Source organism: Paraburkholderia phenazinium, from assembly GCF_900141745.1.
Classification (GTDB): Bacteria; Pseudomonadota; Gammaproteobacteria; order Burkholderiales; family Burkholderiaceae; genus Paraburkholderia; species Paraburkholderia phenazinium_B.
Map to the genome: position 1 here is coordinate 582,120 of NZ_FSRM01000002.1, position 15,230 is coordinate 597,349.

At 61.0% G+C, this 15,230-nt stretch carries 14 protein-coding genes; 8 read left to right on the forward strand and 6 right to left on the reverse strand.

The window, feature by feature from the left end; translation table 11 throughout:
• Positions 1-5: 5 nt before the first annotated feature.
• Positions 6-1,055 (reverse strand): sugar ABC transporter substrate-binding protein, encoded by a 1,050-nt coding sequence (locus tag BUS06_RS22640; protein WP_074266670.1) that lies wholly within the window; start codon positions 1,053-1,055, stop codon positions 6-8.
• Positions 1,056-1,367: 312 nt separating this feature from the next.
• Between BUS06_RS22640 and BUS06_RS22645 the strand changes: the two genes are divergently transcribed.
• The 4 genes from BUS06_RS22645 to BUS06_RS22660 all read left to right on the forward strand — a co-directional run bounded on the left by BUS06_RS22645 (position 1,368) and on the right by BUS06_RS22660 (position 3,882).
• Positions 1,368-2,156 (forward strand): IclR family transcriptional regulator, encoded by a 789-nt coding sequence (locus tag BUS06_RS22645; RefSeq protein ID WP_074269240.1) that lies wholly within the window; start codon positions 1,368-1,370, stop codon positions 2,154-2,156.
• 203 nt (positions 2,157-2,359) lie between these two features.
• Entirely contained in the window at positions 2,360-2,833 is a 474-nt protein-coding gene (locus BUS06_RS37915; protein WP_074269241.1) for a DUF3761 domain-containing protein, read from the forward strand.
• Between the two features lie 118 nt (positions 2,834-2,951).
• On the forward strand, positions 2,952-3,191 hold the full coding sequence (locus BUS06_RS22655; protein ID WP_074266671.1) for a hypothetical protein: 240 nt from the start codon (positions 2,952-2,954) through the stop codon (positions 3,189-3,191).
• Between the two features lie 148 nt (positions 3,192-3,339).
• Positions 3,340-3,882: a hypothetical protein gene (locus BUS06_RS22660; RefSeq protein WP_074266672.1), complete on the forward strand. Its 543-nt coding sequence runs from the start codon at positions 3,340-3,342 to the stop codon at positions 3,880-3,882.
• 173 nt (positions 3,883-4,055) lie between these two features.
• Here the strand turns inward: BUS06_RS22660 and BUS06_RS22665 are convergent, their stop codons facing one another.
• The 3 genes from BUS06_RS22665 to BUS06_RS22675 form a co-directional block, all read right to left on the reverse strand.
• A complete protein-coding gene (locus BUS06_RS22665) occupies positions 4,056-4,289 on the reverse strand; it encodes a hypothetical protein (protein WP_074266673.1) in 234 nt (77 codons plus the stop codon).
• Positions 4,290-4,436: 147 nt separating this feature from the next.
• Complete coding sequence (locus BUS06_RS22670) at positions 4,437-4,751, reverse strand: hypothetical protein (protein ID WP_074266674.1); 315 nt, start codon at positions 4,749-4,751, stop codon at positions 4,437-4,439.
• A 222-nt stretch (positions 4,752-4,973) separates the two neighbouring features.
• Entirely contained in the window at positions 4,974-7,343 is a 2,370-nt protein-coding gene (locus BUS06_RS22675; RefSeq protein WP_074266675.1) for a bifunctional acetate--CoA ligase family protein/GNAT family N-acetyltransferase, read from the reverse strand.
• Between the two features lie 276 nt (positions 7,344-7,619).
• On the opposite strand from BUS06_RS22675, the gene BUS06_RS22680 reads away from it, so the two are divergent.
• Positions 7,620-8,489 (forward strand): LysR substrate-binding domain-containing protein, encoded by an 870-nt coding sequence (locus tag BUS06_RS22680; RefSeq protein ID WP_074266676.1) that lies wholly within the window; start codon positions 7,620-7,622, stop codon positions 8,487-8,489.
• Between the two features lie 138 nt (positions 8,490-8,627).
• Positions 8,628-8,996 (forward strand): hypothetical protein, encoded by a 369-nt coding sequence (locus tag BUS06_RS22685; RefSeq protein WP_074266677.1) that lies wholly within the window; start codon positions 8,628-8,630, stop codon positions 8,994-8,996.
• Between the two features lie 8 nt (positions 8,997-9,004).
• On the opposite strand, the gene BUS06_RS22690 is transcribed toward BUS06_RS22685, so the two are convergent.
• Positions 9,005-10,606 (reverse strand): peptide chain release factor 3, encoded by a 1,602-nt coding sequence (locus tag BUS06_RS22690; protein ID WP_074266678.1) that lies wholly within the window; start codon positions 10,604-10,606, stop codon positions 9,005-9,007.
• A 451-nt stretch (positions 10,607-11,057) separates the two neighbouring features.
• Between BUS06_RS22690 and BUS06_RS22695 the strand changes: the two genes are divergently transcribed.
• Positions 11,058-13,112 (forward strand): alkyl/aryl-sulfatase, encoded by a 2,055-nt coding sequence (locus BUS06_RS22695; protein WP_083611558.1) that lies wholly within the window; start codon positions 11,058-11,060, stop codon positions 13,110-13,112.
• A 33-nt stretch (positions 13,113-13,145) separates the two neighbouring features.
• Entirely contained in the window at positions 13,146-13,679 is a 534-nt protein-coding gene (locus tag BUS06_RS22700; protein WP_074266680.1) for a hypothetical protein, read from the forward strand.
• Between the two features lie 123 nt (positions 13,680-13,802).
• On the opposite strand, the gene BUS06_RS22705 is transcribed toward BUS06_RS22700, so the two are convergent.
• Entirely contained in the window at positions 13,803-15,194 is a 1,392-nt protein-coding gene (locus BUS06_RS22705; protein ID WP_074266681.1) for an MFS transporter, read from the reverse strand.
• Between the last annotated feature and the right edge of the window lie 36 nt (positions 15,195-15,230).

The window sequence follows — 15,230 nt, forward strand, 5'->3', positions numbered from 1 at the left end:
CTCGCTCATTTGACCGTATTGCCCCACAGGTTCTTGTCGTCGACATTCGCCTTCGTCACGAGCGGCGCAGGCAACTGATCTTCCAGCATGCCCGGCGCGATCTGGATGATCGTGCTGCCGTGATCGGTCGGACCCGGCTTGAAGGTCTGTCCGGCGAGCGCGGCCTTGATGTAGAACAGGCCGTACTTCGCGTACAGGTCAGCCGGTTGCGAAACGGTGGCGTCGATCTCACCCTTGCGGATCGCCTCGAACTCTTGCGGAATGCCATCGTTGCTGACAATCACGACGTGTTTCGCGTCACCCACCGGAAACAGCATCTGCTTGCGGCGCAGCGTCTGCAAAGTCGGCGACAGATAAACCCCGCCTGCCTGCATATAGATCGCTTTCACGTCCGGGTTGGCGGTCAACAGGCTGTCGAGCGCGGTGGCCGCGACGTCGCCCTTCCACGCGGCCGGAATTTCCAGCAGCGACAGCGACGGGTAATGCTTCAGGCATGTGCGGAACGCTTCAGAACGGTCACGGCCGTTCACCGACGCCAGATCGCCCTCGATCTGCACGACCTTGCCGGACTTCACATGCTCGCCGATGTACTTGCAGGCCATCTCGCCGTACGCGTGATTGTCGGCGCGGACCACCATCGCGACCTTGCCTTGGGTCGGCGCGACGTCTACGGCCACCACCGGCACGTTCTTGGCGGACGCGGCGTCGAGCGCCCGGCTGATCGCAGCCGAATCCAGCGGCCCGACGACGATGCCCTTCGCACCCAGATTCAGGATGTTGTTCATATCGGTGATCTGCTGCGCAGGGTCACCGTTGGAATTGACCGGCGCGAGGATGTCGAGCCCGCTTTGCTTCGCGTAGACGGGCAGGTAGTTGTTGTACGACTGCCAGAACGGCGAGGTGAGGAGCGGCAGATCGAGGCCGATCTTGCCCGAATCGGCAGCGCGGGCCGCGCCGCTCGTCACCAGGCCGGCCACGCATGCGGCCGCTACCCCAACTGATAAAGCGCCACGAATGAAGCGGTGGGCCGCGCGCGGCCCCTTAGCGAACGTCATGTCTTGTCTCCTGATAGGTGTTGTTGAACTACCCCGCCGCTCCGCTCAGCGGCCGGCGTATCGCCCTGCGCGTTCTTCGTTCTTATCGATATTGGTGCACGACAATTCACCAATGAACGTATTATTCATATATGCATCATTCGAAGTCAAGGCATGTCCGGTGTAACAGCCGTCCGTACTTTCCCTGGCCGCACGCGCCAATTGCGCTCTACACTCACGCGCCAGATGACAATGAAACCTGCACTGCTTTGCATGGGAGCGGCGTGAGCACTAAAGCGCCAACTCAGGTCGACACATGGAACTCCACCGATGATGGATGCGGAAGAAAGAGACGACGCCGACCGTTACCGGGCGCCCGCGCTGGACAAGGGGCTCGATATCCTCGAACTGCTGGCCGAGCAGAAAGATGGATTGACGCGCGCCGAGATCACCAAGCTGCTGGGACGTAATGCGAGCGAGATGTACCGGATGCTCGAGCGGCTGGTCGCCCGTCAATATGTGGTGCGTTCGGCGGGGGGCGACCGCTATTCGCTGAGCCTGAAGCTGTATGCGCTTGCGCACCGGCACCCGCCGATGAACCGGCTGATCTACGAAGCGCTGCCGCTGATGCAGCGTTTCTCAGACCGCGCGGAGCAGTCGTGTCACCTGGTGGTGTACGACCGCGGCAATCTTCTGGTGATTGCGCAGGTGGACGGTCCAGGCACGTGGGGGATGTCGGTGCGGCTCGGTTCGCGGGTCGGTCTCATCGATACCGGCTCGGGCCGCGTCATGCTGGCTTTCCAGACCGCCGAGCAGCGCGCCCATATGCTCGCCGAGCATACGAAGGTGAAAGGCGAAGTGACGATCGACGAGGAAGCGCTCGAGGCGACCTGCGAGCGGATCCGCACGGCAGGGTTCTCGCAAAAAGACAGCCAGCAGATCTTCGGCGTCACCGATGTCACGTTCCCCATCCTCGGGCCGTCCGGGCAGGCGATTGCCGTGCTGACCTGTCCGTACCTGCGGCGTATCGACGAATACGTCGCGCCCGCGCTCGACGCAGCGACCGCGATGCTGCGAGAAACTGTCGCGGCGCTGTCGATGTATCGCGAAGAAGCGAGCTAGCATCCCCCACCGGCCTGGCCTGGCAATATTTGACAGTCTCAGGGATGCGGCACGTCAGCCGATCGCGGGGCTCGCGCGTTTTATCAGGGTCGCGCTCATGCGCGTACAAAAACCGCAGCATGCACGGCTCTCTAGCAGGCCGGATTGTCTGCGCCTCCCCGATGAACGCGGCGATGCCGCGGCAGGTCAACAGGATCAAAACGATGAAAAAACTCATTCTCTCCATGGCCGCCGTGGCCGGCCTGTTCGCAGCGAGCGCCAGCTATGCGCAGGTTCCCGCGAGCGCGCCGAGCGGCACGACGGGTCTCTGCAAGGACGGCTCGTTCTATTCCGGTGCGACGAAGAAGGGTGCGTGCAAGGGTCATAAAGGTGTCCAGACCTGGTACGGCGCAGCGTCGGGCGCAGCCGCGGCGTCGGCTCCGGCAGCAGCACCGGCCATGGCGCCGGCGGCAGCCAGCAGCGCCAAAGCGGCACCCTCCAAGGCGCCTGCAGCGGCCAGCACCGCCCAAGCAGCCCCTGGCGGCGGCCCCGGCCAGGTGTGGGTCAACACCAGCACGAAGGTCTACCACTGCCCGGGTGACAAGTACTACGGCAAAACCAAGCACGGCTCGTACATGAGCGAAGCGGACGCGAAGAGCAAGGGCTACCGCGCCGACGCTGGCAAGGCCTGCCAGTAAATATTGACCGTCGTACAATCCTGCGTCCGTGCCGGAAGGGCTGCAAAGGCTCCAACGGCCGGACCCAGGATGAGGCGTATTTCGCCCTACGTTTCAAGCTTCACACCGATACATCATCATGAAGAAATCGTCTTGTTCTCTCGTTTTGCTGGCTCTTGCGCTGGCGGGTTTCGCAGGTTCGGCTTCCGCGGCCGGCTGTCTGAAGGGTGCCGTGGTCGGCGGTGTCGCGGGTCACTATGCGGGCCATCACGCGGTTGTCGGCGCGGTTGGCGGATGTATCGTCGGACACCATCTGGCGAAGAAGAAGCAGGCTGAAGAGCGGGCGGCCGCTCACGCGCAGGAAGGCCCGATTCAATAAGGCGGAGCCGCCCGGACGCACGCACAGGCGTGGAGCCCGCCAGGTCTTTCGCCACACTCACATGGTTTAAGTCTGCATGGTTTAGAATGGCGACCCTTTCAAAAATGTCGCCGCGCGGGCAACGACCTGCGCGCGCTATCGATACCTCATGGCGAAACTTCTGACCGATTCCGAATTCCAGCGTTTTTCCGAACTCCAGCAGAAGCAGGCGAGCTTCACGATCACCAGCGAAGAAGCCGACGAACTGCGCGACATCGTGGCCCGCGCGCAGCAAAAGCGCGACGACCGCGCCGCGGCCATGCAGGCGATGGAAGCGTACATCCAGCAATTCGACATCAGCCCGGACGAACTGTTTTCGCCCGAGCAGATCGGCGACGCCGCACGCACCTATGGCCTGATTCCGGCTGCGAAGAAGGAACGCGTGCTGCCGCCGTCGTTCACGTATAACGGCAAGCCGTACCAATGGACGCGCGCGCTGCCCGACGATATCCGCGTACCGCTGTTCGACGCGTTCAAGGCGGGGCAATCGGTGAAGGACTTCATCGCGACGCCGAAGGACGCCGCTCGCTGCGCTGCAACGATTGCCCGCCTCGAACGTGAGACGGGTGCCGTGTATGCGCAGGCGTGGCTCGAAGAGTTGTCAGTGTCGCGCAGCCAGGTGGACGAGGCAGCAGGCAAACTGCCGGCCTGAGCACGCTGCCGTCATGACGACGCCGGATGAAGCTGCCATCCGGCGTTACGATCCGGCCGTCTCAGCGATGGTGATGGTCTATCTTTGCTTGACGACTGCGCCCGAACGACTTCCCAATACTCAACATTGAGTCCCAGTCTCAACGTCATCAGGCTGCAAGGCCGGCCGAGGCCTTACGGCTTCGTGGCCGTATTGGAAGCGCCCATTGCGGCGGATGCCTCAACCGCTGCCGATGCATGGTGCTTATGATTTTTGTGATGCTTGTGGTGATGCTTCACAGCGGACGCTGCCTCGGCCGGAGCGGCGCTCTGCTCCTGAGCGGGCGCGGCGACGGGTGCGGATGCCTGTGCAAAAGCGCCGAGCGAAAACAACCCGGCGAGAGCGGCGATAGTGATCTGCTTGTTCATCGTTAGTCCTTCCTGAAAAAATCTCGGTTGAGGGTACGACCTGATAACGGTCGTGTGTTTAACGGCCTTCTGCGGAAGCCGTTGACTCACTCATGATTTAATCTGGAATCCTTGACGATTCTTTGCAACATTGCACGAGAGATAAGCTCACGATCCAATAATCGTGATCGCCCATGCAAAGGCACACCCTGCCGGCGCGCCAATCAGACGTCCAAGCGCGCTCGCCTTGGTGAAGTCGCCAATCTGGCATTCGACACCGCCCTTCAGAATTCCCTGATGACGTAGAAGCGGTTCGACGGTGCAAACGACGGTCGCGGCAAGCCATGCAACGCCTTCGCGGCCCAACAGATGGTCCGGATCGATGAGATTGGTTAGCTGAAGCACGAAGATCGAAACAGCGCTGAAGAGAAACGCGAACAGCAGTGATTTGATGAATTGATCGGAGTCGGCGAAGTTATCCATGGGAGTATCGGTCCAGATATATCGTGGTGAGCTCAGCGATTCGGACTTGCCCGTGGGACGGCGAACGACATATGCGTTCACGCCGTGGGCGTGCTAAACGACGCCGTGATTGCGATCGCTGAAGGGAGCATAAAAATATATCGGAAGCGAGCGCGGCAAACACTCGGACGATTCTCAAAGGGACGACACAAGAACCCGAGACGCGAGGCAATTGCTTCCGAATCAACCTTGCGCGGCTTCTGCGTCATGCAGCGCCATCCTGAACCCCACCACACCTGGATCTTCGGTGTGCGTCACCGTAAATCCACTCGCTCTGGCCAACGCGATCATCGGTCCGTTCTCGCGCAGCGCTTCGCCCACCAGCCAATGCGTGCCGCGCGAGCGCGCATAAGCGATGATCTTCTCCATCAGCAGTGTGCCGAGGTGCCGCCCCTTCTGATCGGAGCGAATCGCCACCGCGAATTCAGCGGTTTCGTTATCGGGATCCGCCACGGCGCGCACCACCCCTAACGTTCGCGTGAAACCTTCCTCGCATGGAACCGTCGCGATCAACGCCATCTCGCGGTCATAGTCAATCTGCGTCATGCGCGCGAGTTGCGAGTGATCGAAGCTGCCTACGGCGCCGAAGAAACGCAGACGCAGATCGTCGGGCGTCATCGCTTCGACGAAGTCGTGATGAGCCGCCTCGTCTTCGGGGCGAATAGGTCGTACAGTGATCTGCAGACCGTGCCAATCGAGCGTCTCCTCGTAGCGGCGCGGATACGGCATGATCGCGAGCCGGCTGCGCTTGGCGCCGAGCCGGATAGACGGCGCGATGACAGCGACGTGCTCGCGGAATACCCGCAGCACGAGCTTTAAGCCGACTATCTCGCGTACGTCGCATACCGCCTGTGAGAGCGCCGTGAACGCCGCCAGCACTGGTTCGGGCGCGGCAACCCGCGCGTACGGCGAGCGCATCACCATATCGCGCGCCAGCATGGGATTGAGCGGCGGCAAGCCGAAGACCCGCTCCGGCGCCGACACGCCATCCGCCAATGGCGTCGTGAAACGGAACACGGGACCAAAGTTATCGTCGTCGTGCAGTTCGACGTCGATGTCGACGATCTTGTCCTGCACCGCATCGAGCGGTTCGACATGCAACCCGAAGTGCGCGAGCAGATGTGCCGCGGGTTCCTTCGTCAACGTGTCCTCACCCGCAGCCAACGCCGCGCGCGCCTGCGCCTGAGCGGCGTCGGTCTCAGCGGGGATCTGCGCCGGCAGCCCTTCCGGCGTTTGCATCAACAGTTCGCGCCCCAGCCGGTAATCGACCAGACGAGCGAACGCCCGGGCGAGGCGCTGCGGGGTCGTATGCACCGGAATGCCCTGCGCATGCAATGCATCGCGCGTCGCCGCGTCCACTCCGCCAAAGAAGCACGCCAGCAAACCGCGATACGCGAATCGCTGATTCGCGATCAGCGCCTGCGCGACCTCGCCGACCGGCGCGTTATGAGTCGACGCGTGAACCACGAACGCCGTCCCGGTCGCCCGATGCTGCGCGAGAACCTGCAACGCCGTGCCGAAATGCTCGGCACGAGCGTCGTCGCCGAGAAGCAGCGGGTTGCCCGGGACCGCGCGCGGCAACGCCTTGGCGACCTCGTCCACGGTCTCCGCGGGCCACTGCGCAAGCGTGTCACCGGCCGCCGCGAACGCATCGCAGGCGAGCGTCGCGACGCCGCGGTCGCTGGTGATCAGCGTCGCCGTCGCGCCGGCCGCAACGCGGCCCACACCGAGCGTTTCGATCTCGTCGAGCAGATCGTCGAGCGAGTCGACGCGCACCATCCCGGCGCGGCGGAACGCAGCTGTGTACAAGCCATCGGCGGGATCGGCGCGCCCCGAGCGCAGCGCAAGGACCGGCTTGTTGCGAGCCGCCGCCCGCGCCGCCGACATGAACTTGCGGGCCGCGCGTACCGTATCGAGTTCGAGCAGGATCGCGCGGGTACCTGGATCGCTCGCCAGGTAGTCGAGCACGTCGCCCGCATCCACATCCGCCTCACCGCCGAGCGCCACCGCGTGCGACAAGCCCAGTCCACGCGCATACGCCCAGCCCAGCACGGCATTGGTCAGCGCATTGGATTGCGAGACCCACGCCACCCCTCCCGCCTTCACGAGGCGCGACGGCGCGCCCAAATGCGCCCGCAGTGCCGGCGACATCAGCCCGAGACTGCCCGGTCCGACAATGCGCAGCAGATGCGGCCGCGCCGCCGACAGCGCGTGCCTGAGCGCAGTGCGGTCCTCGTCCGTGTGGACTTCCCCGACGATGATCGCGGCGCGCGTACCCAGACCGCCAAGTTTGTGGATGATGCCTGGCCACGTCGACGGCGGTGTACAGATCAGCGCCACCGTAGGAGCCTCCGGGAGGTCGCCAGCATCGGCCACGGCGGCGTGACCGTCGAGTGCGTCGTATTTCGGATTCACGGGCCACAAGGGGCCATCAAAACCGCCGCCCAGCAGGCTCGTCCACACCATCGCGCCCGTGCTGCGCGGCCGTCGTGAAGCGCCGATCACGGCAACGGATTTGGGTCGAAACAGCGCATCGAGATTGCGAACGGTCACGGGACACTCCGCGAGTCGAAAGAGGGTGCGTTCAGGAGCAACGCGCATCCCCTCAGGATAGGCGATGCCGGCACCGTTGTGCGGCGCTTCGGGTCAGGAAAGCGCACCGACGGCGCACACTGTCAGACGTGTTCCCAGGCGAGCGAATTTTGTTGCTTGCGCCCGCTCAAACACCATCCGAAATGCGACAATCCACGCCATGACAATCATTGCGGGCGGTAGGACCGCGCCAACCCGGCGCACCGCCGGACGACCAGAAAAACGGAAGGTGAAGTTATGCGGCGCTTGCCATCGCTGATTGCGTTGCGCTTCTTCGAGGAGACGGCACGTCATCTGAGTTTCAATCGCGCGGCGAGCGCCCTGTGCGTGACGCAGGGCGCCGTAAGCCGCCAGATCAAGATACTCGAGGAGTCGCTCGACGCAAAGCTGTTCGAGCGCGACCACAAGGGCATCCGCCTGACCGCGGCGGGCTTGCAGTTGCTGCCGTGCGTGTCGGAAGCGTTCGATACGATCGAGCGCGGCACGCGTCAGATCACCACCGCCAAGGGCCGGCGTCGCCTCGTGCTGTCGGTGCCGCCTACCTTCGCGACTCAATGGTTCTCGCCGCGACTTGGCTCGCTAGCGGTGGAACTGCCCGATGTCGAACTGTCCATCCGCACCGAGCCGACTGAGGATTGCCACTGCAACATCCGCTTTGGGCGCGACGCGCTGCCGGAGGCGCACTCCGAGTTGCTGATGACGGAGCGCCATACACTAGTGGGAGCGCCGCAGTTGCCCGGGCGCCCGCTCGACACGCTGCTCGCAACGATGCCCGCGCTGCATGTGCTGCACAACGAAACGCGGCTCGATCTGTGGCCGAACTGGCTTGCAACCGCAGGCATGCCGGCGCACTACGCTGAGAACGGCATCGAGTTTTCGAATCTGGAGCAGGCCATTCACGCCGCGCGCAAAGGCGTGGGACTGGCCATCGTCGACCGCAACATGATCGTCGAAGAACTGGCGGACGGAAGCCTGGCTCAGATCTCCGAGATCGAGGTCAGCGGGCCGTTTGGGTACTGGCTCGATATCGCGCATCGGCACGAGGCGCTCGAGCATGTGCAAGCGTTTGCCGGATGGTTACGGGAAGAGGTGTTGAAGATGGGGTGAGGAGACGAAGCCGGCGATCAGAAAACCCTTCACTACGCTCGACACCTTATACTTTCGTTGCCGTCCATACAGCGGCAGTGGGGTTCGACGGCCGGATCTGTCCAGGACTGCCCGGAACCCTGTCCAAGGAAGCCAATCATGAATGAAAGCAAACCCCGTCTCCCAGAAGCGCTGGAAGCACCTGCCAGCGATCAGCTGCTCGACGGCATCCTCGCAAAGGCCGCCAACGCGGGGCAGCGCAACGCGGAACAGTTCGCCAAGCTCGCTGCGCTCGCCCGGGCCATCGAGCAATGCAATTCATCGCCGGCCGCGCGCGCAAAGATGCTGTTCCGCTTCGAAGAACTTGCCAGCAGCGCCGAGGCCGAGGCCAGGCTCGACGCAGAATTTTTCGAAGGATTGCGCGACGGGCAAGTCATGAAGCAGCAATTGCGTCGGGAACACGAGCAACGCGAAGAGCCTGCTCCCGAGGTCACGATTCTCGCGCCGTCTACGACGACGAAGCACTGAGGGCTGCGTTACATCGCCTTCTTGAATGGCGCGCCCGAATGCTCGCGCAATTCGTTGAAGACGATCTTCGGCCACGCCTTCTGCGCAACTTCGATCTCGGAGATGTGTGAGGCGAGATACGTCGGCGCGTTCGATGCATCGAGCGCAATCCGCGCCGCATACGCATCGGTGAAGCGACGCAATTCAGCCGCGTCGTCGCAGGTCACCCAGCGCGACATCCGATAGCGCGCCGACGCCATCCGTACATCGACCTTGTACTCGGTCGACAGACGGTGCGACACCACTTCAAACTGAAGTTGGCCAACCGCACCCAGAATCATCAAGCCGCCGCCCACCGGGCGAAACACCTGAATTGCGCCCTCTTCGCCGAGTTGCTTGAGCGCTTCGCCAAGTTGCTTGGCGCGCATCGGGTCCACCACTTCGACGGTCTGGAAAATTTCCGGCGCGAAGAACGGCAAGCCGACGAACTGCAGGGTCTCGCCTTCGGTCAGCGTATCGCCGAGGCTCAGTGTGCCGTGATTCGGAATGCCAATAATGTCCCCCGGATACGCTTCGCTCACGGTCTCACGACGCTGCGACAGGAACGTCACCACGTTATTGGCGCGGAACGTCTTGTTCGAGCGCGTCACCTTCAGCGCCATACCGCGTTCGAAATGCCCCGAGCAGACGCGGATGAACGCCACACGGTCGCGGTGCGCCAGGTCCATGTTCGCCTGCACCTTGAACACGACACCGGTGAATTTCGGCTCATCCGGCTCGACCGAGCGCTGCACCGCCATGCGTGCCGACGGCGGCGGCGCCAGATCGACCAGTGCGTCGAGAATTTCCTTCACGCCGAAGTTGTTGATCGCTGAACCGAACAACACAGGCGATTGCTGACCGGCGAGAAACTGCTCGCGATCGAAATCAGGCGAGGCGCCGGTGATCAGATCGATTTCTTCCTTCGCCTTGACCCAGGCATGACCGAAGCGGCGCTCGCCTTCTTCGTCGCTGAGCGCGTGGATTGTTTCGACCTCGCCGCCCGCCTTGTCCTGTCCGGCGCGAAACAGACGCACCTGATCGCGCTGCAGATCGTAGACACCCTGGAAGTCCTTGCCCATCCCGATCGGCCATGTAAACGGCACGGCGGCGACCCCCAGATGCTGTTCGATCTCGTCGAGCAGCTCGAGCGGCTCGCGCACTTCGCGGTCGAGCTTGTTGATGAAGGTGACGATCGGCGTCTTACGGCTGCGACAGACCTCGAGCAGCTTCAGCGTTTGTGCTTCGACACCGTTCGCGCCGTCGATCACCATCACGGCGGCATCGACCGCCGTCAGCACACGGTACGTGTCTTCCGAGAAGTCCTCGTGGCCTGGGGTATCGAGCAGGTTGATGACGGCATCACCATACTCGAACTGCATCACCGAACTGGCTACGGAAATGCCGCGCTGCTTTTCGATCTCCATCCAGTCCGAAGTCGCGTAGCGATTGCTCTTGCGGCCCTTCACGGTGCCGGCAATCTGGATCGCGCCCGAAAACAGCAACAGCTTCTCGGTCAGCGTGGTCTTGCCCGCGTCCGGGTGGGAAATGACCGCGAACGTGCGGCGGCGTTTGAGTTCAGAGACTGACATCGGATCGGGCGGTCACAGATAGAGGTTCAAGCGGTATACGGGGCATCGCCGGCGCAGAACCGCGCAGGGAACGAATGATACACGTCATGGGAAACGACGTAGAGAAACGGGGGGCGACGACGGCGGCCGCAGCGGCAGTTTGCGACGCGACGTGTCGGGACAACCACGCACGTCGACCGCCAATGTCCTGGCAGATAAGACACTGCGGTCTAAGAAACAGGTGAATCGAAAAACACAATGATCGCAAAAGGCTTAACGGCCCTGAAAACACGGTGGCGACTTGCAGATGAATCAGAGCTACATGCAATTACCGGAAGATGCAAGCAAATAACTTGTTTGCGAATTTTTACTACATCACCTAGGATTAATCGCGGTGATTGAAGGGCCTAACGATCACTAACCCCCATTGGTTCCTCGCCATGGGACCTTCGGAAAACCTGGAGGTATGTGTATGTCCGACGATAACAATCCGGCTTCCTCGACTAAACGCAGGGAATTTTTAAGAGGTGTCGCCACCGTTAGCATTGCGACGGGTTTCGGTGCAGGAGTGGGTGAGGCGTTGGCGCAAAGCCCCGCAGCGCCTAAGCCAACCGGAATTGGTTCAAAGCCGCCTACTAAAGCAACACGAGATGCCAATTCGGTTTACGCCAATCAGCTGGCATTTAACGATACGCAGGATTTTCAGGACGCTACGCGTGGACTGATTGCTACATTACCCGATCCTGGCATTATTCCCAGTTCTAAAGGGGGTGCCGCCTGGGATTTAGGCCAATTCTCATTTATTACAGGCGGACCAGAAAATAACGCACCGGATTCGGTTAATCCCAGCTTATGGCGAAACGCCAAGCTGAATATGAATCATGGATTATTCGAGGTCGTCGACGGTATCTGGCAGGTTCGCGGTTACGATTTATCGGTGATGAGTATTATTCGCGGCGATACCGGCTGGATTGTTATCGACCCGCTAATGACCGAAGATGCTGCCGTGGTTGTCTGGAAGCAGCTGGTTATTCCACACCTGGGCGATCGCCCGATTACCCATATCATTTACACCCACAGTCACGCAGACCATTATGGCGGAGTTCGCGGCGTGGTCGACGAAGCGGACATCAAGGCCGGCAAGGTAAAGATTTACGCGCCGGCGGCTTTCACCGAAGCCGCGGTGGGCGAAAACGTGATTGCCGGCAACGCCATGAGCCGGCGAGCCGCCTACATGTACGGCAATCTGCTGCCGAGAAGCCCGACGGGCGTGGTGGACGGCGGGTTGGGCAAGACGACCTCCATCGGCGCAATCACGCTCATCGTGCCAACCGATTTCGCCAACTCGACGGGCCAGAAGCTGACTCTGGACGGTATCGACATGACCATCATCATGGCGCCGGAGTCCGAAGCACCGTCAGAGTTCATGTTCTACATCCCGAAGTTCAAGGCCTTCTGCGCCTCGGAAGACGCCACCCACACGCTGCACAACCTCTATACGCTGCGTGGCGCGAAGGTTCGCGATGCATTGCTGTGGTCGAAGTACCTGCAGGCTGCCATCGATATGTTCGGCGGCGAAATGGAAGTCCTGTTCGCCTCGCACTACTGGCCGACCTGGGGCAACGAGCGCATCGTCGACTTCCTGCGGGCGCAACGGGACATGTACCGGTATCTGCATGACCAGACCATGCGTCTCGCCAATACCGGCCTGACCCCGCTGGAAATCGCCGACACCCTGCACCTGCCCGATAGCCTCGCCAGGCACTGGTACTGTCGGAGCTATTACGGCACGGTCTTTCATGACCTGATCGCGCAGTACAACTTGCGGCTGGGGTTCTTTGACGGCGTGCCCGCCAACCTTCACCGGCTGCCGCCGGTCGACAACGGCAAGCGCTATGTCGAGTTCATGGGTGGTCCCGCAGCGGTGCTACAAAAGGCGCAGCACTACTACGACAAGGGCGACTACCGTTGGGTCGCCGAGGTGGTGAACCACGTGGTCTTTTCCGATCCGGACAACGTGGCCGCCAAGCACATGCTGGCCGACGCTTACGAGCAGATGGGCTATCAGGCCGAGTCGGCCAGTTGGCGCAACTTCTATCTGACCGGCGCAATGGAGCTGCGTAACGGCGTCCATAAGGTGCCGTTCGGCAGCTCGCAAAGCCCGGACACCATCAAGGCCATGCCTCTGGAGATGTTCCTCGACTACCAGGGTGTGCGCCTGAACGGAGCGCGCGCGGCTGGCAAGACGATCAGTTTCAATTTCGTCATGACCGACACGAATGAGAGTTATGTGGTCGGTGTCGAAAATTCCGCTCTGCATTATTCCAAAGGTAAAACTTCGGATACAGCGGATGCGTCAGTGACGATGGCACGCACTGATCTCAACGAAGTGATGATGGGTAATACGTCAATGGAGAAACTGGTCATGGCTGGTAAAGCCAAGATTAGCGGGAGCGCACCGAAATTAGGTGAATTTGTCTCCTGGCTCGATAATTTCGACTTCTGGTTCAATATTGTCACACCGTAAAAACCGACTAGCCCTAAACACGGAATCAAGACGATGTGTGCAATCTGTGAGCTGAAGATTGAATTTAATATCGGGCATCCTCAGGCGCTCACGGTAGCCGTTGCGACGCGAGAAGCAATGGATACCGGAGTATTGCCGGAAACGCAGGCCGAGGGCGCGTTGAGCAATATGAAGCTGCGATTGGCGGCTATTGATGCGCTCAAGGGCCTGCAAGACCGGTTAGAAGCCGCTGTGCCGACTACGCAATTAATGGCGCTCCCTGATTTCTATGTGCTTCTGATTGAAATCGGAACCTGGGGATTTTTCCATGCTACTGAGACTGGCTTCGACCCCGACATTCAGCCCGAACCACCCGACGTGACCTCGGAAAATCAGGCTGATCGCGATGTGGTGTTTGTTTCATCCGAAGCAACGATGCAGGCCATTATGAATGGGAAATTAAACATCGACACAGCGTTCGACGATAATCTGCTCATTCTGGATGCAAGCGAGACGCATACGAAACTACTACGATCCGTGCTTGATCGTGCGTTTCCTGTAGAAAGGGGCCGAGCAGTTAATTTCTAGAAAAGGTGCAATACCAAAGACTGTTTCTATTTCATCAGCATTGCTGTTACGGAATATGGCCGAACATTTAACGTTCGGCCATATTTTTTGGACACGATGGATTTTGTCTGAAGCAATGCAACGCTATGCGCCGCTCGCCTCATTCAACGTCAGGTGCTTCGTTTCCGGCGCCCATGCGATCGACACCACCATGCCGATCAGGAGCACGGCGGCTAGCGCCATCATGGTCGCGTGGAAACCCAGCTGTGCAATGCCCAGCGGTAGCAGAAACGTCCCCACCGCCGATCCGAGCCGGCTACAGGCAATGGCGAGACCCACACCACATGCCCGCACCTCAGTGGGAAAGCACTCCGGCGGAAACACGCCCACCAGATTCGAGAACGCCGACATGGTCAGCGTGAAGATCGCGAACGCCACGATCATCGCAATCGTCGACGACTCCGGCAGCAGACTCAGCGCCACCAGCGACAGGCAAGTCACCGCGAACGAACCAATCAGAAACACGCGACGCGGCAGCGCAATGGTAAGCCAGATGCCGATCAGCGCGCCCAGCACGAGGAATCCATTCAGCAGAAGATCCGCTCCAGAGCCGTCGTTCAGATGGATCGCCTTGAGGATGGTCGGCAGGAATGTGTAGACCGCGAAATAAGGAATCACCAGGCACACGAAGAACGCGCAGTTGAAGAGCGTACGGCGAATCAGATCCTTTTTGAACAGGCGTGCGAATCCGCCCTGCACTTTGCTGTGATCGTCGGCACCGTTGCCGTCGAGCGTCACGTTCGGCCCGAAGTGTTTGAGCAGGACGGCCTGGGCCTCCGCAATACGCCCTTTGCCGTGGAGCCAGCGCGGCGACTCCGGCGTACCCATACGCATTACCAGCACGATCAGCGCGGGAACGCCCGCCGACGCCAGCAACCAGCGCCACGCATCCGGTGAAGCGTGCGCGTACTGCATGCCGAGTACGTTCGCAACGACGTAGCCGACTGTCCACACCACACTGAACGAACCGAGCAGCGTCCCACGATGTTTGCGCGGCGAGAACTCGGCCAGAATCGCATGGCCAACCGCGAAGTCGCCGCCCATGCCAAATCCGATCAACACCCGCAACACGCACAACTGCGCCGGCGAGGTCACATAGAACTGCGCGAACGCGGCTGCCGTGATGATCAAAAAGCTCAACAGGAAAATTTTCTGGCGGCCCATGCGATCCGAAAGCCACCCAAACACAAGACTACCCAGAAAGATGCCCATCAGAGCGGAGCTGCCAATCATGCCCATCCAGAACGCGTCGAGCGGCATCTGGCGATTCAGCGAGGCAAGCGCATAGCCAATCGTGCCGAGCGCGTAGCCTTCGGTGAAGTGCGCCCCAAAGGTCAGGCCGGCAATCTTGACGTGGAAGGCGTTCAGAGGAACGTCGTCGAGGGGAACACAATCATGTGCGGACGCGGTGTGGTTTGCACGCGGCGGCGTTGAGGCAAGATCAAGTGCACTTACCTGGATATCCTGAATACTCACGCTGTCTCCTCCTTGTTCGAGCAGCCGTGCGCAGCC